The 21,661-nt window shown below is 67.5% G+C and carries 18 protein-coding genes; 10 read left to right on the top strand and 8 right to left on the bottom strand.

Annotated elements, in window-relative coordinates:
* Positions 1 to 52 precede the first annotated feature (52 nt).
* The gene (locus tag FFS20_RS14635) at positions 53 to 1,039 is read right to left on the bottom strand and encodes an FkbM family methyltransferase (RefSeq protein WP_137826569.1); all 987 of its coding nucleotides are present in this window, start codon (positions 1,037 to 1,039) and stop codon (positions 53 to 55) included.
* Positions 1,040 to 1,173: 134 nt separating this feature from the next.
* On the opposite strand from FFS20_RS14635, the gene menC reads away from it, so the two are divergent.
* Positions 1,174 to 2,298: an o-succinylbenzoate synthase gene (gene menC / locus FFS20_RS14640; RefSeq protein ID WP_137826570.1), complete on the top strand. Its 1,125-nt coding sequence runs from the start codon at positions 1,174 to 1,176 to the stop codon at positions 2,296 to 2,298.
* 119 nt (positions 2,299 to 2,417) lie between these two features.
* Here menC and FFS20_RS14645 read toward each other — a convergent pair whose 3' ends face one another.
* Positions 2,418 to 4,043, bottom strand: coding sequence for a DASS family sodium-coupled anion symporter (locus FFS20_RS14645; RefSeq protein WP_249356880.1), 1,626 nt, complete (start codon positions 4,041 to 4,043; stop codon positions 2,418 to 2,420).
* Positions 4,044 to 4,137: 94 nt separating this feature from the next.
* On the opposite strand from FFS20_RS14645, the gene FFS20_RS14650 reads away from it, so the two are divergent.
* Together FFS20_RS14650 and FFS20_RS14655 are read left to right on the top strand one after the other, a co-directional pair.
* Entirely contained in the window at positions 4,138 to 5,064 is a 927-nt protein-coding gene (locus FFS20_RS14650; protein ID WP_137826571.1) for a LysR substrate-binding domain-containing protein, read from the top strand.
* A 99-nt stretch (positions 5,065 to 5,163) separates the two neighbouring features.
* Positions 5,164 to 6,282, top strand: coding sequence for a tartrate dehydrogenase (locus FFS20_RS14655; RefSeq protein ID WP_137826572.1), 1,119 nt, complete (start codon positions 5,164 to 5,166; stop codon positions 6,280 to 6,282).
* A gap of 97 nt (positions 6,283 to 6,379) precedes the next feature.
* Here FFS20_RS14655 and FFS20_RS14660 read toward each other — a convergent pair whose 3' ends face one another.
* The 4 genes from FFS20_RS14660 to FFS20_RS14675 form a co-directional block, all read right to left on the bottom strand.
* Complete coding sequence (locus FFS20_RS14660) at positions 6,380 to 7,288, bottom strand: cation diffusion facilitator family transporter (RefSeq protein ID WP_137826573.1); 909 nt, start codon at positions 7,286 to 7,288, stop codon at positions 6,380 to 6,382.
* A gap of 428 nt (positions 7,289 to 7,716) precedes the next feature.
* On the bottom strand, positions 7,717 to 9,669 hold the full coding sequence (locus tag FFS20_RS14665; RefSeq protein ID WP_137826574.1) for an SPFH domain-containing protein: 1,953 nt from the start codon (positions 9,667 to 9,669) through the stop codon (positions 7,717 to 7,719).
* Positions 9,670 to 9,941: 272 nt separating this feature from the next.
* Positions 9,942 to 10,394 carry a DUF3817 domain-containing protein gene (locus FFS20_RS14670; RefSeq protein WP_137826575.1) on the bottom strand — a complete coding sequence of 151 codons (453 nt, stop codon included), beginning with the start codon at positions 10,392 to 10,394 and terminating at the stop codon, positions 9,942 to 9,944.
* A gap of 322 nt (positions 10,395 to 10,716) precedes the next feature.
* A complete protein-coding gene (locus FFS20_RS14675) occupies positions 10,717 to 12,756 on the bottom strand; it encodes a M28 family peptidase (RefSeq protein ID WP_137826576.1) in 2,040 nt (679 codons plus the stop codon).
* A 348-nt stretch (positions 12,757 to 13,104) separates the two neighbouring features.
* Between FFS20_RS14675 and FFS20_RS14680 the strand changes: the two genes are divergently transcribed.
* Positions 13,105 to 14,214: a VIT1/CCC1 transporter family protein gene (locus tag FFS20_RS14680; RefSeq protein WP_137826577.1), complete on the top strand. Its 1,110-nt coding sequence runs from the start codon at positions 13,105 to 13,107 to the stop codon at positions 14,212 to 14,214.
* 215 nt (positions 14,215 to 14,429) lie between these two features.
* Positions 14,430 to 15,305: an aminodeoxychorismate lyase gene (locus FFS20_RS14685; protein ID WP_137826578.1), complete on the top strand. Its 876-nt coding sequence runs from the start codon at positions 14,430 to 14,432 to the stop codon at positions 15,303 to 15,305.
* Positions 15,306 to 15,332: 27 nt separating this feature from the next.
* Here the strand turns inward: FFS20_RS14685 and FFS20_RS14690 are convergent, their stop codons facing one another.
* The gene (locus tag FFS20_RS14690; protein WP_137826579.1) at positions 15,333 to 15,626 is read right to left on the bottom strand and encodes an MFS transporter; all 294 of its coding nucleotides are present in this window, start codon (positions 15,624 to 15,626) and stop codon (positions 15,333 to 15,335) included.
* Between the two features lie 190 nt (positions 15,627 to 15,816).
* Between FFS20_RS14690 and FFS20_RS14695 the strand changes: the two genes are divergently transcribed.
* A complete protein-coding gene (locus tag FFS20_RS14695; protein ID WP_137826580.1) occupies positions 15,817 to 16,113 on the top strand; it encodes a DUF4235 domain-containing protein in 297 nt (98 codons plus the stop codon).
* 151 nt (positions 16,114 to 16,264) lie between these two features.
* On the opposite strand, the gene aroD is transcribed toward FFS20_RS14695, so the two are convergent.
* Complete coding sequence (aroD, locus tag FFS20_RS14700; RefSeq protein ID WP_137826581.1) at positions 16,265 to 17,134, bottom strand: type I 3-dehydroquinate dehydratase; 870 nt, start codon at positions 17,132 to 17,134, stop codon at positions 16,265 to 16,267.
* 460 nt (positions 17,135 to 17,594) lie between these two features.
* On the opposite strand from aroD, the gene FFS20_RS14705 reads away from it, so the two are divergent.
* The 4 genes from FFS20_RS14705 (at position 17,595) to FFS20_RS14720 (ending at position 21,547) form a co-directional block, all read left to right on the top strand.
* Complete coding sequence (locus FFS20_RS14705; RefSeq protein WP_137826582.1) at positions 17,595 to 18,887, top strand: glycine betaine/L-proline ABC transporter ATP-binding protein; 1,293 nt, start codon at positions 17,595 to 17,597, stop codon at positions 18,885 to 18,887.
* A complete protein-coding gene (locus FFS20_RS14710) occupies positions 18,887 to 19,831 on the top strand; it encodes a proline/glycine betaine ABC transporter permease (RefSeq protein WP_137826583.1) in 945 nt (314 codons plus the stop codon). The genes FFS20_RS14705 and FFS20_RS14710 overlap by 1 nt, the downstream gene beginning before the upstream one ends.
* Before the next feature lie 46 nt (positions 19,832 to 19,877).
* Entirely contained in the window at positions 19,878 to 20,786 is a 909-nt protein-coding gene (locus FFS20_RS14715) for a glycine betaine ABC transporter substrate-binding protein (RefSeq protein WP_137826584.1), read from the top strand.
* Positions 20,787 to 21,031: 245 nt separating this feature from the next.
* Positions 21,032 to 21,547, top strand: a complete 516-nt coding sequence (locus FFS20_RS14720; protein ID WP_137826585.1) for a methylated-DNA--[protein]-cysteine S-methyltransferase — start codon at positions 21,032 to 21,034, stop codon at positions 21,545 to 21,547.
* Positions 21,548 to 21,661: the final 114 nt, after the last annotated feature.

Raw genomic sequence — 21,661 nt, forward strand, 5'->3', positions numbered from 1 at the left:
ACTCGAGCCTCGGCTACCGCACGCCCGCCGAAGCGCGCGCCGACTACACCCTTCAGGCCGCGATCGCCGCCTGATCCACAAAGAGATCGTCTACGAAACTTGACACAGCCCAGTTCGCGCTCAGCTCCTCCGGCGTCTGCACCGTGAACAGCCAGTCCCGGAAGTGGGGGTCGGGAACGATGCGTTTGAAGTGGGTGAGTTCCTCAGACCCGACGAGGAAATAGCTGTACCCGTGCGGCTCGAGCAGTCGCATGAGCTCACCCGGCTGGGCCCGATCGTCGAGGACTTCGCAGAGGATGTCCGGCCGCAGGGTGGCCAGGAACTCCGCCCCGTGGCCGAGGACGTCGTTCTCCGCTCCCTCGACGTCGATCTTCACCGTCACCCGTGACGTGCCGGCCGGCAGTTCGGCGAGCAGTTCGTCGAGGGAGGAGAAGCGAACCTCGACGCCGTCGGCGAAGTCCATGCTCGCGGCGTAGAACGACGGCAGCGCCGATCCCCCGTCCCCGGTGGGCACGCGCATCGTCGTGCCCGGTGCGCCGACTCCCGTCGGGTGGACGGTCACCCGCTCGCCGAGGTGGTTGCGCTCGATGTTCTTCTCCAACCCGGCCACGACGGCGGGGATGATCTCGAAGGAGTGGGCGACGGCGGTGGGGTTGGCGGCGAGGACGGCCATCGTGAAGACCCCGGTGTAGGCGCCGATGTCGACGAACACCTCGGCGTCGCGACTGAGGTCGACCATGAGGTCGAGGGCGAAGGCGTCCTCGGGTTCGGTGCGCCGGCCCTTCCCCCAGTAGAACTCCTTGGCGATCTCGCAGCGGAAGGGATCGACGAGGACGAAGGAGGCTCCGCCGGCGCGTCCGGCCACCTCGGTGAGTCCGATCGGGGCGGGCAGCCGGCCGATCCGGATGCCGGCGATGTGCGGGGCGAGCGCGCGCATGAGCGGGTGGAGCAGCGGCTGCGCGAGGGCCGCCTTGACGGGGAGTTTGAGCCCGAACCATGACTGCTTGCGGGCGGTGAGACTCCGCAGGTAGTCGTTCACGGTGGGCCCCTCTTCGTCGTGTGCCCTCTTCGCCCCACCGTACCAATCCACGGCCCGACGCACTACCGCCTCGGCGCCGGGGCATAGGGTGGTGACGATCACCTTTCCCTTTTGCGAAGCAGGAGCCGCGGCCGATGAAGCTCACGTCGATCACCCTTCACCAGGTGTCCATTCCCCTCGTCACCCCGTTCGAGACCTCGTTCATGCGGGAGACGGAGAAGGACTGCTACCTCGTCGAGGCGCGGTTCGACACCCCTCAGGGCGAGATCACCGGGTGGGGCGAATCGGTCGCGATGATCTCTCCGCTCTACTCCTCCGAGTACGTCGCCGCGGGCATCGACGTCACCCGGCGGTGGCTGGCTCCGATCCTCTTCGCCGTCGACGACCTCACGGCCGAGACGGTCGGCTGGCACCTGCGGCACGTCGTCGGGCATCCGATGGCGAAGTCCGCACTCGAGATGGCCGTCATCGACGCCCAGCTCCAGCTGACGGGGCAGTCGTTCAAGTCCTACCTCGGCGGGGTCGTCGATTCCGTGCCCTCAGGGGTGTCGGTCGGCATCCAGGACTCCGTCGAGGAGACGGTCAGGGTCATCGGCGGCTACCTCGACGAGGGCTACTCGCGGATCAAGCTGAAGATCAAGCCGGGCAAGGACATCGCTCCGGTCGCCGCGGTCCGTGAGGCCTTCGGCGACGACTTCGGGTTCCAGGTCGACGCGAACGCCGCGTACACGCTCGTCGACGCCTCCCACCTGCGCCGCCTCGACGACTACGGCCTCCTCCTCATCGAACAGCCCCTCGGTGAGGCCGACATCCGTCAGCATGCGGAGCTCGCGAAGCTCATGGAGACCCCGATGTGCCTCGATGAGTCGATCGTCTCCGCCGAGGCGGCCGCCGACGCGATCGCCCTCGGGGCAGCGGCCGTCATCAACATCAAACCCGGGCGGGTGGGCGGCTACATCGAGGCGAAGCGGATCCACGACCTCGCCGCGGCCAACGGCGTGGCCGTGTGGCACGGCGGGATGGTCGAGACCGGACTCGGACGCGCGGCGAACGCCGCCCTGGCCTCGCTGCCCGGCTTCACCCTGCCCGGCGACATCTCCGGGTCGAATCGCTTCTTCCACGAGGACATCACCGAGGAGATCGTCATGCACGACGGCCGCGTCGACGTCCCCGACACCGTCGGCTTCGGGGTGACGATCGACCCGGCGAAGCTCGAGCGGTTCCGCACGGAGTCGGTCGAGATCCTCCCCCAGAGCTGAGGCGCCGGCCTCCCGCTGGGATCAGGCGCCGAGGCGGTCGCAGGCGAGCCGGGTGACTCTCCTTCGGCGGTGCCGATGAGCTCAGTCTCTCGAGGCGCGGCCGAGTGCGCGGGCCGCCCCTACTGCCCCAGACCGACGACGCCGATCATGATCGGAGCGAGGACGATGATGAGGATGGCACCGGCGATGTCGAAGGTGAAGCCGGTGCGGATCATCTTCGTGATCGGCACCGCCCCGGTGCCGTAGACGATGGCGTTCTGCGGCGTCGAGACCGGAAGCATGAACCCGAAGGAGGCGGCCAGTGTCGCCGCCATCGCCGGCACGAACGGGTCGACTCCTGCCGCCTGGCAGAGCGGGATGACGATCGGGACGATGACGGCGGCGGCCGCAGTGTTCGACGTCGTCTCCGAGATGAGGATCGCGAGGATCACCGAGACGATCGTGATGGTGAACAGGCTCGTCACGCCCAGCGTCTCCGCGAACCCGTTGCCGATCGTCTCGGCGAGTCCGGTGTCGGCGAGCAGCGACCCGAAGATGATGCCGCACCCGAAGAGGATGATCGTTCCCCAGTCGATCTTCGCCGCCTGGCTCCACGTCAGGGTCGGCTCGCGCTTCCTCCAGTTGACCGGCAGGATGAAGAGCAGCGACGCGCCGATGACCGCGACGACTCCCTCGTCGAGGCGGGAGTCGAGGAACTCGTAGATCGCGGAGTCGGTACCCGCGAACAGCGCGGCGAAGGCCGGCAGCAGCCAGAGGACGACGGTGAGACCGAAGGCGAAGAGAGTGTTCTTCTCCGCGCGGGAGACGGGTCCGAGTTCGGCGAGCTCCTTCCTCACATACTCCTCGACGCCTTCGATCCTGCGGATCTCCGGCTTGTTGAGGAGCAGGAGGACGAGGGCGAGCACGATGAACATCGCCACACAGATCGGGAATGCGACGGCCATCCACTGACCGAAGGAGATCTTCTCGCCGGTGGCCTCCTCGATGAGGCCGCGCCCGATGAGGTTGGGCGGCGACCCGACCGGCGTGAGCAGACCGCCGACGCTCGCCCCATAGGCGAGCATGAGCAGCAGAGCCGCTCCCACCCGCAGCCGCAGCGGGTCGAAGTCGGGTTTGACGATGCCGCGCGATTGGAGGAGCTCGGCGATGACCGCGAGGATGCCGAGCGCGGTGGGCATGAGCATCGCCACCGTCGCCGTATTCGACACGAACGCGGAGAGGATGCACGTGATGAGACCGAAGGCGATGATCACCCGGTACACCGATCTGCCGACCCCGGGCAGGGAGAGCACGGTAAGCGCGAGCCGCTGGGCGATCCCGTGGTGGAGCATCGCCTGCGCGAGGATGAACGCGCCGATGAAGGTGAAGATCGTCGACGACCCGAACGGCCCGACGGCGTCCGCGGCCGGCACGATGCCGAGCACGACGACGACACCGACACCGAGGAGTCCTCCGATCGGGATCGGCACCGGCTCGGTGATCCAGAGGACGATGACGCCGAGGAGGACGGCGGCGAGCATGTGCTGCTGATACGTCAGGTCGAACGGGATGAGCGCGAAGATGATCGCAACCGCAGGAGCGAGGATGAACCCCGAGGTCATCCGGGCCCGTTCGAACCTCTCCTCCCGTGGAGAGAGCTTCTGTTCGCTCAGGCTGCGGAAGGTCTTGCCGCCGAGCAGCGCTTCGCGCACATCTGTCTTCTGAACCGACGAGCCGCCGTTGCCTCGTCCCTGCGAGATATCCACCGTCTTTGGTCCTTTCATCGCTGTGAGTCCAGCGTGACCGAGCGGACCGATATAGTCCAAGGCCTGTTTCCGATCAGACCAATAGCATGTGCCTATGGATATTCGTCAGCTCCGCCAGTTCCTCGCCGTCGTCGACACCGGCAGCTTCACGAAGGCGGCAGAGGCCATGCTCGTCGCCCAACCGTCCTTGTCGCAGACGATCAAGGGCTTGGAGCGGGAACTCGGCGTCTCGCTCTTCCACCGCATCGGCCGCACCGTGCGTCTGAGCGAGGCCGGACGTGAGTTCGAGGGTCCCGCACGGCTCGCGGTTCGCGACCTCGATGCGGCGAAGGCGCACATCGATCGTCTGCGCGGACTCCAGGCCGGTCGGATCGAGATCGCGGCGATGCCGTCGCCGAGCATCGAACCGCTGTCGTCGCTGATGGCGAGCTTCACGCTCGCGCATCCGAAGATCGCCTTCGCCGTCGACGGCACCTTCACCGCCGAGGAGACTCTCGAGGCCGTCCGCCACGGTCGCGCTGAGATCGGCTTCCCCGGCAGTCGTGAGCCGCTGAAGGTCAAGGACCTCGACGTCCTCGATGTCACCGCGCACCCCCTCATGCTCGCCCGCCCGCGGTCGCAGACGCCGCACGGACCAGTGCCCGTCGACCCGAGAGCGCTCGCGGGCACCCGCTTCATCGTCTCCCACCCGGGCTCGCTCATGCGCGCCTACGTCGATGAGCTCATCGCCGATGGGATCGAGATCGACATCACCGCCGAGGTGGCGCATCGTTCGTCGATCCTGCCCCTCGTCCGTGCGGGGCTCGGCTCAGCCGTCCTGCCCTCGGCCTGGCAGGTCTTCGCGGCGGCGAACGACGTCGAGATGGTCCCTCTGCGCGGTGCGCCGGCGCTGCATGTCTCTGCCGTCTCCCGGCCCGCGGGGCTCACGCCGGCCGCCGCGGCGTTCCTCGACACGGCAGTCCGCCTCGGCGACGGAGGGCCGCTCCCCCGAACGGGCGAGGAGTCACTCCCTCAACCATAGGCAGATCCGATGAATGGGATCGGGAACTCGTCTTGGACTTATGACTCGTCGACGCGCTCAATGGAAAGAGCCCACTCCCCCTGACGATCGAGGACCGACATGACCGATACTCAGACCTTCTCCATCGCATCGATTCCCGGCGACGGCATCGGCGGCGAGGTCGTCGCCGCTGGACTGCGCGTGCTCGACACGGTCGCCAAGCTCTCCGACGGCGCGGTCGCCTTCGACATCACCGAATACCCGTGGAGCTCGGAGTACTACCTCGAGCACGGCCACTACATCCCCGCCGGCGGCCTCGACGAGCTGCAGAAGCACGACGCCATCTACTTCGGTGCCGTCGGTTCGGCCGACGTCCCCGATCACACAAGCCTGTGGGGGCTGCGTTTGGCGATCACGCAGCCGTTCGACCAGTGGGCGAACATCCGGCCCGTGACCTTCCTGCCCGGAGTCGAATCCCCGCTGCGCAAGGCCGATGACACCGAACTCGACTGGATCGTCGTGCGGGAGAACAGCGAGGGCGAGTACGCGGGCATGGGCGGGCGCAATCTGAGCGGACGCGGCCCCGGCAACGAAGTCGCCCTGCAGACGAGCCTCCACACGGAGAAGGGCACCGAGCGGATTATCCGCTTCGCCTTCGACCTCGCCCGCACCCGCCCGGTGAAGAAGGTCTCGAGCGTGACGAAATCGAACGCCCAGCAGTACGGCATGGTGCTCTGGGATGAGATCTTCGCCCGCGTCGCCGAGGACTATCCGGACGTGGCGACCGAGAGCGTCCTCGTCGATGCGATGAGCGCGAAGTTCGTCCTCCACCCAGAGGAGCTCTCCGTCGTCGTCGCCTCGAACCTCCACGCCGACATCCTCTCGGATCTCGGCTCCGCACTGGCCGGCAGCCTCGGACTCGCCGCGAGCGCGAACCTCAACCCCGAACGCCGATACCCCTCGATGTTCGAGCCGGTCCACGGCTCGGCACCCGACATCGCCGGGCAGGGCGTCGCGAATCCCATCGGAGCGATCTCCTCGGCCGCGCTCATGCTCGACCATCTCGGTCGACCCGCCGAGGCCGACGCGGTGCGTCAGGCCGTCGAGAACGTCACCGGGGCAGGGATCCTGCCGCGTGACCTCGGCGGAAACGCGAACACGATCGAGATGACCGAGGCGATCGTCGCACAGCTCGAAGCGATCCACGCCGAGGCGGCCGCACCGTTGCCGACCCCCTGACCCTCCAGCCCAGCACAGCCGCGCCCGCCGTCTCCCCGCTCTGCGGGGGAACGGCGGGCGCTCTGGTCTGCTGCGCGACCGCCTCGGTGCCGGAGGCTCAGCTGTGGGTCTGCTTCTCCTTCTCCGCGTCCTTCGCCGTGTCGAACTGGAACGTCGAGTGCTCGATCGAGACGTCGAAGTGGTCGGCCACGCAGGCCTGCAGGTCCGCGAGGATCTTCGGGGCGTGCCCGTCGTAGAAGCACTCGTCGGCGAGGACGACGTGGGCGGTGAGCACGGGCAGGTTCGAGTCGATGCGGGTGACGTGGAGGTCGTGGACCGCCTCGACGTGGTCGACGTCCTCGATGTGCTTCTTCACGGCCTCGAGGTCGAGCTTCTTCGGCGCGGACTCGAGCAGGATCGATCCGGTCTCCTTGAGGATCGCGAACGCTCGGGGCACGATGAGGGCCGCGATGACGAGGGCGGCGACAGCATCGGCGCGGGTCCAGTCGAAGAGCCAGATCGAGACGGCGGCGACGATGACGGCGACGGAGCCGAGCGCATCGGCGATGACCTCGAGGAATGCCGCGCGCAGGTTGAGCGAGGAGTTCTTCGACGAGGTGAGGATGAGGATCGAGACGACGTTTCCGGCAAGTCCGACGACGCCGAAGATGAGCAGTTCGGGGCCGGGCACCTCGGGCGGCGCGAAGAAGCGACGCACACCCTCGATGAGGCTGTAGATGCCGAGGCCGAGGAGCAGGGTCGCCTGGGCACCGGCGGCGAGCACTTCGGCGCGCTTGAAGCCCCACGTTTTCTGCCCCTTCGGCGGCCGCGCGACCAGCGTCGCGGCGAACAGTGCGATGCCCAGTCCGATGAGGTCGACGGAGTTGTGTCCGGTGTCGACAAGCAGGGCGAGCGAACCGGTCCAGATCGAACCGAAGACCTGGAAGGCGAAGATCACCAGGACAATGCAGAACACGATCGCGAGCCGCTTGCGCGACCCCGTTTCGTGTGAGTGGTCATGAGACATGAGGACTCCTTTCACACTCACATTAACATATGCGTATGTATTTATGAATATGGGTGAAGTGGATGCTCTGGTGACGGAGAGCAGCGGGGGTCGTGGAAGGAGCGGGGATCGCGGACATGACAACGCCCCGAGGTGGCGCCCGCAGACATGCCGACGCCCCGAGGTGGCGCCCGTAGACATGCCGACGCCCCCGAGGTGGATTCCGCTCGATGATCGCGTGAATATCGAGCCGGATCCACCTCGGGGGCGCAGGATCCTCATCGTGCAGAGTCCTCAGCGTGGCGGGTCCTCAGCGTGGCGAGTCCTCAGCGTGAAGGATCCTCGAGTGCGGGTGACCCGCAGAGGAGGAGGACCCTCACGGCGGAGGCGAGCCGCCGCTCAGCTCAAGCCGAGCGGCGCAAACAGGCTCCGCTGGAGACTGACCGACGTCAGTTCGACGTCGGACCGCTGCCGGTCTCATCGTCGTCGGACGCACCGCCGGCCGAGCCAGGGGTGCCGCCGGTCGAATCCCCGGTGCCGCCGGTCGAGCCATCTGTGCGGCCGTCGGATGCACCGCCGGAGGGGGTCGATCCTGACCCCGGTCCACCTGCGGGTCCCGAACCGGGACCCGAACCTGTGCCCGCACCCGAGCCGGCGCTGCCGCCCGCGGCACCGCCGTCGCGGCGGCGCAGCGCCTCGTCGATGTAGGCCTGGACGTCGATGCCTGTCGCGCGCTTGACCTCGTCGCCGATGTGCTGGATGTCGAGACCGCCATCCGGGTCGAGGAAGTCCTTGGGGTCGAACCCGGCCCACTGACCGCTGTCGCGCTCACCGGCGCGGCCCCCGGTTCCCCCGCTGCCCGGACGACGACCGCCGGAGCTGTCACGGGCTTCGCGCCGGGCCTCCCGGCGAGCGGCCGGAGTGTCGTCGGCGAGACGACCCTCGATGACCTGACCGCGGCCACCTGATCCGCCGGAGCCCGAGCCGGAGCCCGAGTCGGGACCACCCGAGCCCGGTCCGTCCGCATCGTCGTCGCCGTCACCCGAAGCTGACCCTCCGCCCTGCGCCTTGTCGACGAGGTCGGTGAGGTCGATGCCGGTCGTCCCGCGGACGACCTCGAGCACCTGGGCGAGGTTGTTCGACACCGAGTTCGCGAGCTTCGACTCGCCGTCGGTCGACACGATCGACAGGTCCTTGATGTTCGCGTACGGAGCGACGAGTTCGCCGGCGATGTCCGGCAGCACCTCGAGCACCTTGGAGAGGACGGCGGCGTCGTTGAACTTCTTGTACGCCTCGGCCTGCGCCTCAAGCGCTCCGGCCTCGGCCTCACCGCGAGCCTTGATGGCATCGGCCTCGGCCTGACCTTCGAGGCGGATCGCTTCGGCTTCCTTCGACCGGCGGTGGAGTTCGGCAGCGGCCTCGGCTCGACCCTGGGCTTCGATCTCGTAGGCCCGGGCGTCGGCTTCGGCCTGCTGGCGGTAGCGCTCGGCATCGGCCGGGCGGCGCACCTCGGCGTCGAGCTGTTCGGCACGCAGCTCCGCGGCCTCCTTCGCGACGACCCGGTCGCGTTCGAGGAGCTTCTGCTTCTCAGCCGCGGCCGCGAGCGGACCGGCGTTGTCGGCCGTCGCCTGCCGCTGGTCGGCCTCCTCCTTCAGAGCCGCCCGACGCAGCGCGAGCTGCTGCTGCTGTTCGGCGATCGCCTGATCGGTCAGCGCCTGCTGCTTCTGCGTCTCCTCGTTCTGCTGCGCTTCCTCAACAGCCGCGGCACGGGAGGCATTCGCCTCGGCGATGGCGGCGTTCTTCGCGACCTCAGCGGCCTGCGGGCGACCCCAGTCGCGCAGGTAGCTGCCCTCGTCCTCGACCGCGGAGATCTGGAAGGTGTCGATGACGAGACCCTGGTTGTTCATCGAGTGCGCGGATTCCTCCTGCACCTGCGCGGCGAAGGAGGCGCGGTCCTGGATGATCTGCTCGACGGTGAGCGTGCCGACGACCGCGCGCAGGGTGCCGGAGAGGATCTCCTTGCTGTAGTGGTCGATCTGATCCTGCTGGTCGAGGAAGCGCTGCGCGGCCTTGCGCACGTCATCGTCGGTGCCGCCGACCTTGACCTGGGCGACGCCGCGCAGCTTGAGCGCGATGCCGTTCTTCGAGATGCCGTCGATCTCGACGGAGATCTGCCGCGACGACAGCGAGAGAATGAACGCCTTCTGCACGATCGGGTAGACGACTGCGCGTCCGCCGATGATGATCCGCCCCGACCCGGACGCTCCCGAGGCGTTGCGTCCGGTGATGATGAGGGCCTCGGACGGCGAGGCGATCTTGTACGACCGGAGAATGACGACGAGTGCGATGAGCACGACGATGGCGATGGCGCCGATGATGACGGCGCCGAGTATGAGGTCCATGAGCGGGCCTTTCGTTTCCTCAACGGGGATGCAGGCGAGCCGACGCTTGTAGTCGGCCCGTGCTCACCACCCTATCGGAGGGCACGACGCCTGCCCAGGCCGCAGAGCGCGGAGATGTTCCAGGTCAGGAACTCGCCGAGGCGGTCGTCCCACACCGCGGGACCGTGCAGTTCGTCGGGCGACCGGACGAGAGGCCTGAGTCGATCACCGGGTCTGCGTGGCTCGGATGACCTGAGTCGATCACCGCGCCGAGGCGGTCGGGCTCGTGCGGCTCAGCTGCCGGGAGGACCGACGATGAGGAGTCCGGAGAACACCGCGATGACGACGACGGCGCCGACCCCGGCGGCCACCCACGGCGAGCGCAGCGCCCACGCGCTCAGCTTCTCCAGCGGTCCGCGCGGCGCCCGGCCGCCCCGGCCGAGTCCCCAGTCGCCGTCGAGGGCTCCGGCCTTCGCCGAGGCGATCTCGAACGGGATCGTCGCGAACGGGATGACTGCGGAGACGAGGCCTGCGAGGATGCGCCCGATGCTCCACTTCTGGGAGATGCCGACGAGGAGGACGACGACAACGAAGCAGAGGAAGACGAATCCGTGGATTCCGCCTCCGATGCGCACCCCCACCTCGGTGGTCTGAGTGACGTACTTGAGGAACATGCCGACAAGCAGGAGGGCCCACGTGATGGCCTCGGCGACGGCGAAGAAATTGAAGAGCTTCTTAGGGGTCACGGAACCTCATTGTGCCGGGCGAAGCTGGGCGGATCCTGCGTTGCCGAGACCAGGTGAGCATCGTCGCTCCTGGTCAGACGCACCAACGCCCGAGCGGTGCCGTGCAGGGGCGTGTCCGGGGTCACGCCGGCGCGGTGCAATTCCCGCCGCCGTCGCGGGTGCCGGCCGACGACGATGCGGGTGCCGACAGACTCCGATGCGAGTGTCAGCAGACAACGATCACGCAGGCCGGCGAACTTGTCCAGTCACCGGCCCGCGTGGCTTCGGGGTGGGTCAGCCCGGGTCGGTGCGGTCATCACCGCGCCGACCCGGACTCACCGTCTCACTCGAGGCTGCCGGCCTTCCTGCGGCGGGCGCCCATGGTCATGACGACACCGAGCACGATGAGCGCTGCGGCCGAGGCGACGAGCGGAAGAGCCTCGTTACCGGTGCGCGGGAGGTCTCCCCCGCCTCCGCCGCCGGCGCCCGGATCGTCGGCTCCGGCCGCGACGACCTCGAACGAGCCGTTGAGCGCGTCGCCGCCTTCGCAGTCGACGGTGACGTCGTACTTTCCGACGTACTCGGCCGACTTCGACTCATCGAGTCCGCGGACACCGAACTTCGCCACGCCGTCGGCGTCGACGGTCGCGGTCTGCTCGAACTTCTCGATGGTGCCGTTCTGCGGATCCACCGTCATCGTCGCCGTCGTCCCCGGCGTGCAGCCGGTGGCGGTGACCTGGACGCCGGTGTCGGAGACGAAGTCGTTCTCATCGATCGTCGTCGGATCGATCGTCAGACTCCGCTCGTCGGGAGCGTCCGTCGGGGTCGAGGTCGGCGAATCCGTCGGGGTCGAGGTCGGGGTCTCGGTCGGCGTGGAGGTCGGCGTCTCCGTCGGGGTCTCCGTGGGAGCCGGCTCGAGGTCGTAGGCGAGCGTGTGGACGGAGTAGGCGATCGCAGGTCCGAAGATGTCGATCGCGTCCCGGCTCACGTTGTCGATCGTGTCGGTGGGCTGATGGTAGTTCGTGTCCTGCGGCTTGCCCTCCTCACCACCGAACCACTCGACCTGCTCCGGCGTCTTGATCTCGTCGGCTCCGGAGAACAGACCGCTGACCGGCACACCGGCGTCGAGGAACGCCTGGTAGTCGGAGCGACCGGAGAACTCGGTGCCGATGTTCTTCTGGTCGTTGTCGGCGAAGTAGTCGGTGAAGACCTTCTCGAGCTCGGCCGAACCGGCGGGGACGTTGACGCCGTCGGGCACCGGAACGTCGGAGCCGTCGGAGTCGAGGGTGCCGACGACGTAGTTGTCGGAGCCGATCATGTCGAAGTTCATGTAGGCCTTGACCTTGGCGAGTTCGTCCGCGCTCAGGCTCTCGACGTACTTCGTCGACCCGACGAGACCGACCTCCTCGGCACCCCACCAGGCGAAGCGGACCGCATTGTCGACCTCGGTCGGCTGCTGGGCGAGCGCCTCGGCGCTGGCGAGCAGAGCAGCCGAACCCGAGCCGTTGTCATTGGCGGCGGGTCCTTCGGGCACACCGTCGAGGTGGGCACCGAACATCTGCACATTGTCCTTGTCGCCGGCCTTCGTCTCGGCGATGACGTTCCACGTCGTCGACGTCTTGTACTCGGTCTCGAGCGTGAAGTCCGTTGCTGGCGCCTCACCGTCGGCGGCCGCCTGCACCTTCTCGAGCAGTCCGTTGCCGAGATTGTAGGTCGTGCCCACAGTGGGCGCGCCGTTCTCGATGCGCTCGCCGAGGGTGGCGTTGAGCTCCTCGTCGGGGGCGTCCTTCGTGTTGTTGTAGATGATGACGGCGGCTGCTCCGGCGTCCGTGGCGGCCTGTGCCTTTTCCCCGAAGGTGCAGGAACCGCGGGCGACGAGGACGACCGCGCCGTTGGCGGAGTCGTCGTAGTCGCTGGCCTGGCAGCCGAGCTGGCCGCCGGCGAGGTCGGAGTAGTCGTCATCGACGGGCACGACGAGCGGCAGATCCGTCAGCGGCGCCGAGGTGCCTTCGGTGTAGCTCGCGGGGGTGACGGCGACGTCCTCCCCGTCGACCTTGACGGAGACGGTGCCGAAGTCCTGGTTCTCGACGTCGAAGGCCTGCCGGCTGACGTCGTAGGCGCCCGTGGCCTCGAGCGTCTGCTCGACGTACTCCACGGCCTCCTCATATCCCGGGGCGCCGAGCGACCGGTACCCGGTGTCGGCGTTCTTCACCGAGATGTCGGAGATGTTCTGCAGCTGTTCCATCACGGCGTCGCCGGTGACGCCCATATCGGTGTGCTCTGTCGGACCTGCGGTTCCGGCGGCCATCGCCGGGGCCATGCCGCTGAAGACCAGTCCCGCGGATGCGGTGACGGCCAACGCGGCTTTCATGCGCAACTTCATGGAGTTCCTTTCGCTCCTCAGGTGCCACGCGAATCGACCTCGCCTCACGGGCCGTCGACGGTGCACGACCCCACGTGCTCACCCGGGCGCGGACTGCGGACACCCGGTGTCTGTCGTCCCTGGGTGCGGTGCGCTCGGGGCTGGGAGAGCCTGACTCTGGTGTTTCGCCGAGTGGTTCGCCGTTGGTAACGAATCACAAACATCTATAACGAAACGGTGACACAACTCACATGGTTCATTAACCTATCGCATCAGTAACATCCTTAGGTCACGAATGGATAACAACCCATACTTAAGCAATTGCGCAAGTGTTGAACTGAGTGGGAGTTCTCCGATAGCATCGCACCAGTGACGAATCAGCAGTCTGCGCCCGCCGCGCCCACCGACCCTCCGCCCGACCGCCGGACCATCCGGCGGTGGCAGCGCTACCTCGCCAACGAGCGCCTCGAAGAGCGCGTCTACCGTGATCTCGCCGAGCGCCGCACCGGTGAGGACCGGGAGATCCTCCTCGGACTCGCCGCCGCCGAATCCCGGCACCAGCAGCATTGGATCCGCCTCCTCGGCGCGCATGCCGCGAAGAAGCGCACCCCCGACCTCGTCACCCTCTTCCTCGCCTTCTTCGGCCGGATCTTCGGTTCGGTCTTCATCCTCGCGCTCGCGCAGCAGTCGGAGACGAGCTCCCCGTACCAGAACGACGACGCGGCATCCCCGGAGATGGCCGCCGATGAGCGGATCCACGCCGAGGTCGTCCGCGCTCTCGCCGCCCGTTCCCGGGCCCGCCTGTCGGGCAACTTCCGGGCCGCCGTCTTCGGCGCCAACGACGGTCTCGTCTCGAACCTCGCGCTCGTCCTCGGCGTCGGTGCCGCCGGTGTGCCGAACACCGTCATCCTCCTCACCGGCGTCTCGGGTCTCCTCGCGGGCGCCCTGTCGATGGGCGCCGGCGAGTACATCTCCGTGCGCTCCCAGCGCGAGCTCCTCGACGCCTCGACCCCGGACCCGGAGTCCCGGCACGCGCTCGCCGACCTCAACATCGATGCGAACGAGCTCGCGCTCGTCTTCCGCGCCCGCGGCATGGACCCCGACGAGGCGGAGATCCAGGCGCATCGGACGATCTCCGAGGCGAAGACGACGAACGCCCCGCAGCTGCCGAGCCTCGAATCGGGCATCGAGAGCTCTGCGCTCGGCACCGGCATCGGGGCGGCCCTCTCGAGCTTCGCGTTCTTCTCCTCGGGCGCGCTCATCCCGATCCTGCCCTACATCTTCGGCATGTCGGGGCTGCCCGCTGTCTTCCTCTCCGCCGGCCTCGTCGGCATCGCCCTCCTCTTCACCGGCGGCACCGTCGGCCTGCTCTCGGGCAAGGCGCCGGGACCGCGGGCGCTGCGGCAGATGGCGATCGGCTTCGGCGCCGCCGCCGTGACCTACGGACTCGGCCTCGTCTTCGGCATCAGCACCGGCTGAGTGCGCGGAACCGGCTGAGTGCGCGGGATCGACTGCGAGTCCACTGACTGAGACGGCCGGCTGGGACTGCGCCGCCGGCTGGGATTACGACGCCGGCTGAGGAGTCAGCCCCCGGCATGCGGCGGCGTCGAACCGCGCCGGCACCGGTGCTCGACGACATCATCACTTGCCGATGAGGACTCCCGGACTCGGACCGGCGACCGTAGACTGTCCCCATGACCCAAGTCCTCGTCCTCATCGATCCCGGCACTTCGACGGTCACCACCGCCGATCTCGCCTCCCCCCAGCTGCCGGTCACGGACCTGGCCGCCCACCGCGGCGACGGCATCTTCGAGACGGTCCTCGTCCGCGTCAACCCGGACACCCGTGAGGCCACCGTCGTCTCCCGCGAACGCCACTTCGCGCGGTTCCATTCGTCCGCCTCGGCGCTCGATCTGCCCGAACCCGACCGCAAGCTGTGGCGGCAGGCCGTCGACCGACTCATCGCCGAAGCGATCGCCGCGAACCCCGAGACCACGGAGTTCGCGGTCCGCTACACGCTCTCCCGCGGCGGCGACGCCCCGCGCGGGTGGGCCTTCACCGTGCCCATCGAGGATACGATCGTCACCGCCCGCGCCGAGGGCGTGAGCGCCGTGAGCGTCGACCGCGGCTACGACGCCTACGTCGGTCGGCGCGCACCGTGGCTCCTCCTCGGCGCGAAGACCCTGTCGTACGCGGTCAATCAGGCGGCCCTGCGGTACGCGCAGGGGCAGGGAGCCGACGAGGCCCTCTTCGTCTCCCGCGACGGCGTCGTCCTCGAAGGTCCGACCGCGAACATCGTCATTCGCCGAGGCGACCACCTCCTCACCCCGGATCCCGCCGCCGGTCTGCTCGCCGGGACGACCCAGCGGCTCCTCTTCGACCATGCCGGTCGACTCGAGCTCAAGGCCGATTACGCCGACCTCAGCGTCGACGATGTCCTCTCCGCCGATGGCGCATGGTTCGTCTCGTCGGTGCGCACCGCGGTGACGCTGCGCGCGCTCGACGGGAAGTCGCTTTCGCGCGACGAGGCGCTGACCAGGGAATTCCAGAGGATCATCGCCGCCGGGTGAACGGGGCGGGGCGGCCTGGCGGGTGCGTCAGTGCCGATTGCGCGACATCCGAGTCGCGGACTCACGCGGTGATCCGTCGTCCGACCCGCCGCGGCGGCCCGCTTCGCAGTGCCCCGCTTCGCCGCGGCAGTTCGCATGCCGCTCAGCAGCAGGCCGGGGCACGGTGACGGCGAGGATGAGGCCGAGCATCGAGGCCCCGCAGCCGATGAACCAGAGGACCCAGAAGAACGCGGCGAGCTCGGGGGCGAGTCCGAGGACGAATCCGCAGATGCCCAGCACGAAGAGACCCGTGACCATGACGTTCTTCCGTCTGGTGAGCACGCGGACCTCCTCCCTGCATCGGTGGTCTCACGCTATCGGTCGGCGGCGCGTCGCACATCGCACAAAAGTATGAAATTCAGGCGCCTGCGATAGTGTGGATGACGAAGGACTCCTTCATCCGACGGCGGTCGTCGCCGTTGCCGGATCACCGGAGGAGTCGCTCCTCGACTTCGAACGAAAGGACACGGGCATGGGAAAGCTCGCTTGGCAGATCATCGGCGTCGGAGCGCCCATCGTGGCAGCTGTCGCAGCCCGGAAGGTGCTCACCTTCGCGTGGGAGAAGTCGACTCATCGTCCCGCACCGTCGAACCCCGTCGACGAAGAGATCTCGATGTCGGAGGCCCTGGCCTGGACCGTCGTCTCGGGTGTCGGGGTGGCCATCGCCCAGCTCGTCGTTCAGCGCCTGGCCGCGAACACCGTGCGCAACAACTTCGGCGACCAGGCTCTGCCGAAGAAGTTCCGCAAGCAGATCGCCGAAGGCGTCTGAGCCGACCGCTCACCGACACACGAGCGCCCTGCCGAGTGGATTCCCACCCGGCAGGGCGTTCGTCGTCCATGGCGACGTCGAGAAGCCGGGTCGCTCGTCCGCGCCCGCGCGCATTCCGCCGCCGGATGCGCTCAGCGGTCCCGCGGTGCGGTCAGGCGTAGAGCCGGTCGAGGATGACGGCGAGTTCGCCGGCGGCGATCTGTCCCGGCGCCGAGGCGGTGCCCATCTGCGCGAAGGTCGCGCAGCTGCCGAAGTCGGCGCCGAGGATCCGACTCGTCCGGCCCAGCTCCCCCATCGAGATCCCGAGCACGGGGCAGTCGAGGTCGGCGTCGGCCTCGGCGGTGGCCCGGAGCAGGTCGGCGACATCGGCGGCAGTCGTCGGCATCATCGCGATCTTGACGACATCGGCTCCTGCCGCCCGCATCTCGATGAGCGTTTCGCGCATGTCGGCGACGCGTTCGGTGTCCGAGAAGTTGTGCCGGGAGGCGACGACGGGCACGCCGACGGTCCGCAGCACCCCGATGACGTCCTGCGCCGAATCCCGGGCGATCTCGACATCGATCGCGATCGGGACCGTCGCACCGGCGGCCGCGTTCGCGTCGGTCAGCGCCGCCGCGAGGCCGGCGACCACCTCGGCGTAGGAGGCATCACTGAGCTCGGCCTCCCCGCCTTCGGCAGCGGTGCGCAGCGTGGCGAGGACCGGCAGACCGGCGGCGGTGACGTGCGGGGCGAGCTCTCTGATCGCCTCAGCGACGGCATCGACTCCTCCGCCGGCGGGATCGAGGGTGTCGGCGACGAGGGGGTCGACGCGCCACTCGATGACATCGACGAGGCCGCTGTCGGCGGCTTCCCGACAGCTGAGCGCCAGCAGCTCGGCATCGGTGTGGAGGACGGGCACGATGACTGCCGGGCGGCGGGGGTTGCGCGTCGCCGGGGTCGAAGACGGAACGGTCGGGGCGGAAACCTCCGCACCGGAGTCGGTCGCGGGAGCGGAGTCGAGAAGGAACGGCAGCGGCTTCATGGTCTCAAGAGTAGAGGCTCCCGCACGTGCAGTCGCCCGCTCGACCGGCGTCCGAGCACCGCGAACCACTGCGCCGCGAACTTCAGCAGTGATGGGCACGAGAATCAGCGGGGGAAAATCGCCCGCATTGCGGAATTATCGATCGATCAATGGCAAATGCCATCGTCGAACGGTTAGCGGAATAAGGCCATGACGACCTTCCGCAAGGCGCAAATGTAACGATCAAGTAACGCATCGCCTTACATCGTCCCAGGTCAGATACCCTGTCAACCACAACACTCCCGACGACAGGAATATTGTTCCCGCCGAAAAGTGTGGAAAATTCTATAATGAGGACTGAGATTTCCGTGAGCGGTGAGGCCCATGTGATCGACTCCTGTTCGATTCGACAGTCGCCGAACCGCGCGACAGGGTGAGGCCTCTCGTTCTGCGGACAGTCAGGACTCCAAGGAGGTATTCCGTGAGCGTCGTCAAGGCATCACACGTCTACAAGGTCTTCGGCAAACGCCAGAACGAAGTCGTCAAGCGCCTCGAAGAGGGCGCCGACCGTGACGAGCTGACGAAGCTCGGCACCGCCGCAGTCATCGATGCGAGCTTCGAAGTCGAGAAGGGCGAGATCTTCGTCGTCATGGGCCTGTCGGGCTCCGGCAAGTCGACTCTCATCCGCACGCTCAACGGCCTGTGGTCGACGACAGCGGGGTCCGTCGAGGTGCTCGGCACGGATATCGCCAAAGCCGACGCCCGCACCCTACGCAAGGTCCGCAGCGACCACATCTCGATGGTCTTCCAGCACTTCGCCCTCCTCCCCCACCGGACCGTGCGGGAGAACGCCGCCTATGCCCTCGAGCTGCGCGGCGTCCCGAGAGCTGAGCGACTGGCGAAGGCCGAGGAATGGCTCAAGGCCGTCGGACTCGAAGGCTGGGGAGACAAGTTCCCCGAGCAGCTCTCCGGTGGCATGCAGCAGCGCGTCGGGCTCGCCCGCGCCTTCACAGCCGAGACCGACATCCTTCTCATGGACGAAGCCTTCTCTGCTCTCGACCCGCTCATCCGCCGAGAGATGCAGGAGCAGCTCGTCGAACTGCAGGCGAAGTTCAAGAAGACGATCATCTTCATCACTCACGACCTCAATGAGGCGATGTTCATGGGCGACCGCATTGCGGTCATGCGCAACGGACGCATCGTCCAGATCGGGACGCCGGAGGAGATCCTCACGGATCCTGCCAACGACTACGTCGCGCAGTTCGTCCAGGACGTCGACCGCGCTCGCGTGCTCACGGCGAGAAACGTCATGGAGAAGCCCCGCCAGGTCGTCTCCGACCAGAGCGGACCGCGCGTGGCCCTGCGGGCGATGCGTGACAGCTACGCCTCGGCGCTGTGCGTCGTCGATCGCGATCGTCGCCTGCTCGGGGTGGTCAGCGACCGTGACGCCGTCGCGCAGATCCGCAGCGGAGCGACGACGCTCGACGGCATCGTCAAGCCGCCGGCGATCGTCGCCCACCCCGACGACGTCCTCATCGATCTGTTCATCCCGTCGGCTGAATCGCCGCTGCCGCTGCCGGTCGTCAACGACCTGGGGCAGCTCGTCGGAGTGATCCCGCGTGCCACTCTGCTCGCAGCGCTCGGCCATCACAGCGGTGACGGAGAGGTGCAGCAGCCGGCACCGCCTGTGGCGGCCAGCGAGATCGAAGACGTGCTCGGCGATGATCCGCACACCGTGGTCGTCGACAACTCCGTGGAGAGGGAGGCCCTGTGATGGAGGACATCAGAATCCCGGTCGGCGCCTGGGCCGACTCGGTCTTCGACTGGCTCAAGGACAATCTGGGGTGGCTCTTCGACTTCATCACCGTGGTCGTCCGCTTCCTCGTCGAGGGTCTCACCACCGTTCTCGTCGACCTTCATCCGCTCGTCATCATCATCATCCTCGCGTTCCTCGGATGGCTTGTGCGGTCGTGGCAGTTCGCCCTCGGCACACTCGTCACGATGTTCTTCATCATGACGATGGATCAATGGGTGTCGGCGATGCAGACGCTCGCGCTCGTCGTCCTCGCCGCCCTCGTCGCGGTCATCATCGCGATCCCCGTCGGCATTCTGGCCGCGAGGAACGACACGGTGTCGGCGATCGTCAAACCGATCCTCGACTTCATGCAGACGATGCCGGCGTTCGTCTACCTCATTCCCGCGGTGACGTTCTTCAGCATCGGCGTCGTGCCCGGCCTCGTCTCGACGGTGATCTTCGCCCTGCCGCCGGGCGTCCGCTTCACCGAGCTCGGCATCCGCGGCGTCGACAAGGAGACCGTCGAGGCCGGCTATGCCTTCGGAGCCACCCCGAGGCAGATCCTGCGCGGAGTCCAGATCCCGCTGGCCACCCCGACGATCATGGCCGGCATCAACCAGGTCATCATGCTCGCCCTGGCGATGGCCGTCATCGCCGGCATCGTCGGTGCCGACGGCCTCGGCAAGAACGTCGTCGAAGCCGTTGCGACGCAGAACCTGCCGCTCGGAGTCGAAGCCGGACTCGGCGTCGTCATCCTCGCGATCTACCTCGACCGCGTCACCGCGGCTCTGGGCACGGCGAAGGACTATCCGAACTCCCTCCTCGGCGCCCTCAAACGACGCAGGGCCACAGCCGCGAACACCCGTGCGGCAGCCGAACCGGACACTGTGGAAGAGGTAGAGATCGTCCGCACTCAGAGTTGACACACCGTTCTCAGCAGACCACACAACCAGTAGTTAGGAAACCACGATGAAGAAGCGTTTCGTCACGAAGATCGCCGCCGTCGGCGCGGCTCTGGCCTTGGCTCTCACCGGCTGCTCGCAGGAAGCCAGCAACAACAGCGGCGGTGGCGAAGGCGGGGACAAGGGCACCATCACCCTGGGATTCATCCCGTCATGGACCGATGGTCTCAGCACCGCGTACCTGCTGGAGAACCAGCTGACCAAGCTGGGCTACAACGTGGAGATGGAGACGATCACCGAAGCCGCGATCCTCTACTCGGGTCTCGCGAACGGCGATGTCGACATCTACCCGTCAGCGTGGCCGGAGGTCACCCACAAGCAGTACATGGACGAGTACGGGGATCAGCTCGAAGACCTCGGCGCGTACTACGACAATGCGAAGCTGACGATCGCCGTGCCCTCGTACAGCAACATCAACTCGATCGAGGACCTCAAGGGCAAGGCGAGCGAGTTCGACGGGAAGATCATCGGCATCGAGCCCGGCGCCGGTCTGACCGCGCAGACCAAGGACACGATGATGCCCGAGTACGGTCTCGACGGCGAGTACGAACTCGTCACGTCGTCGACCGCGACGATGCTCACCGAGCTGAAGAACAAGATCGACAACAAGGAAGAGGTCGTGGTGACCCTGTGGCGTCCGTTCTGGGCGAACAGCGCCTACGACGTCAAGGACCTCGAAGACCCCAAGGGCGCGATGGGCGAAGCGGAAGCGCTCCACTTCCTCGGCACCAAGGGCTTCGCGGAGGAGAACCCTGAGGCCGCCGAGTACATCAAGGGCATCAAACTCGACGACCAGCAGTACGGTTCGCTCGAGGATATGGTCGTCAATGAGTACGGTGAGGGCAAGGAAGCTGAGGCTGTGGCCCAGTGGATCAAGGACAACCCCGACGCCTACTCCACCGAGATCAGCGAGTGACGCACTGCGCCGTTGACCGTGTGATCAGCTGACCTCCGGGCGCAGCTGTCTGCGGTCTCCGCTGACTTGGCCGGGCCCGTCGGTTCGCATCGCGAATCGGCGGGCCCGGTCTCGTTCTGCAATCGTGCCCCGAGCGCAGAACGACCACCGTCGGCGGTGCCGCGTGCGCGGTCGCCCCGTCATCCGGCGCAGTCGTTTCGGCCCTAACGCGCCGATCGCTGCCGCCGGCGGGCGATAATCGTTGCATGGAGACCACCGAGGCGACCCACCCGGCAGCGGCGACCCTGACCACTCCGGTCGGGATCATCGCGGTGACGAGCACGCGCATGGCGATCGTCCGCGTCGAATGGGTCGACGCCGATTCCGAGCCCACTCCAGACGACGAGAATCCTCTCCTCACGGAGGCGCTCGGACAGCTGCGCGCCTACTTCGACGGCCGCCTCGGCGAGTTCGATCTTCCGCTCTCGCTCGACGGGATCTCCCCGGTCGCGACGACCGTTCTGACAGTGCTCGCCGACACCGTCGACTATGGGGCGACCGTGACCTACGGGGAACTCGCCGCACGCTCCGGGACCGGCATCCCGGCGCGGGCGATCGGGAGCATCATGGGGCTCAACCCGCTGCCGCTGCTCATCCCCTGCCATCGCGTCGTCGCCGGTGACGGCCTCGGCGGATACTCGGGCGGTCACCGCGGAGTGGGACTGGCGACGAAACGCCGACTCCTCGAGCTGGAGGGAGCTCTCCCGAGCCCGTTGTTCTGAGGGACTCGGGACGAGCCCGCTGTTCTGAGGAGGACTGGACGAGGCCGCGGATCGGAGGGTGTGATCCCCCGGGCCGCGGCCTCGTTCGTCGTTGTCCGACTCCCCAGTGCACAG

Origin of the sequence: Brevibacterium sp. 2SA, assembly GCF_005502845.1 — a bacterium.
Classification (GTDB): Bacteria; Actinomycetota; Actinomycetes; order Actinomycetales; family Brevibacteriaceae; genus Brevibacterium.